Genomic DNA, 1,132 nt, shown 5'->3' with positions numbered 1-1,132 from the left:
TTAGAGGTCGTTTTCACCTTTCTTGCGTCGTAATTGGGCGATTCTCTGGGTGATGGATGATGGTGCCGGCGAGGTCTTGGAGGCCGTCGATACCTGCGGGGCAGGGGATGTTGCTGACGGGGCGGAATGGGCCTCAATCCCGTCTCATCCCAGGGTGTCCGGTCCTTGAGGTTGTGTGCTTCGAGCGCCGATTCAGCGCGACTGGGCGCACTCGGCCCGAGGCAGTACGCCGGATGCATGTCGAAGCGACGCCCGTATCCGAGTGATCTGTCCGATGCCCGCTGGGAGTTGATCGAGCCGGTCCTGACGGCCTGGCGTTTCGAGCGCCGCGGCCGAGCCCTGGACTTCGGCCGGCCGCCCGAGCACGACCTGCGCGACATCATGGACGCGATCTTGTACGTCGACCGCACCGGGGTTCAGTGGCGCTACCTCCCGCACGACTTCCCCCACTGGAACACGGTCTACGGCTACTTCGCCAGGTGGCAACAAGAAGGCGTGTTCGCCCAGCTCAACGGCCTGCTGAGGCAACTCTTACGGCAGAAGGAAAACCGAGAGGCCGAACCGTCGGCCTGCGTGATCGACGCGCAGAGCGTGAAAACCTCCACCAGCGTGCTCGCCACCAGTCAGGGCATCGACGCCGGGAAGAAGATCGTCGGGCGCAAACGGAGCATCGTCACCGACACGACGGGCCTTCTCCTTGCCGTGCTGGTCACCGCGGCGAGCGTGCAGGACTCCATCGCCGGCACCCAGCTACTGAACCAGGTCGCCGCCGAACATCCGCGCATCCGCAAGATTTGGGTCGACGGCGGCTACCGCCAGCACCTCGTCGAGCACGCAGCCAGCCTCGGCATCGACATGGAAGTCACGCAACGCAAGCCCGGGACCAGGGGATTCACCCCGATCCCAAAGCGGTGGGTGGTCGAGCGGACCTACGGCTGGCTCATGCTCCACCGCCGCCTGGCCCGCGACTACGAAACCCGGCCCGCCCGCTCCGAAGCCATGATCCTCATAGCGATGACAGACCTCATGGCCCGCCGCCTAACCAGCGAAAACACCATCTCCTGGCGCGGCCCGGCACCGCAGACCAAACAGCAGATTCCGGGATGAAACAACGGGAGAAAACGACCTCTTA

General features: G+C 64.6%; 1 protein-coding gene. It reads left to right on the top strand.

Translation table 11 applies throughout. The features are described from left to right. The first annotated feature begins 237 nt into the window (after nt 1-237). Complete coding sequence (locus tag ACFIF2_RS35825) at nt 238-1,107, top strand: IS5 family transposase (RefSeq protein ID WP_395577475.1); 870 nt, start codon at nt 238-240, stop codon at nt 1,105-1,107. The last annotated feature ends 25 nt before the right edge of the window (nt 1,108-1,132 follow it).

Origin of the sequence: Streptomyces sp. BK79 (assembly GCF_044142145.1) — a bacterium.
In the GTDB taxonomy this organism is placed as follows: Bacteria; Actinomycetota; Actinomycetes; order Streptomycetales; family Streptomycetaceae; genus Streptomyces.
Note: the sequence above shows the minus strand (reverse complement) of the source record. Positions and strands in the feature narration are given on the sequence as shown.

Bases quoted from the DNA above. Each gene is read 5' to 3' on its own strand.
- ACFIF2_RS35825 (WP_395577475.1), top strand. From the start codon at position 238: ATGTCGAAGCGACGCCCGTATCCGAGTGATCTGTCCGATGCCCGCTGG.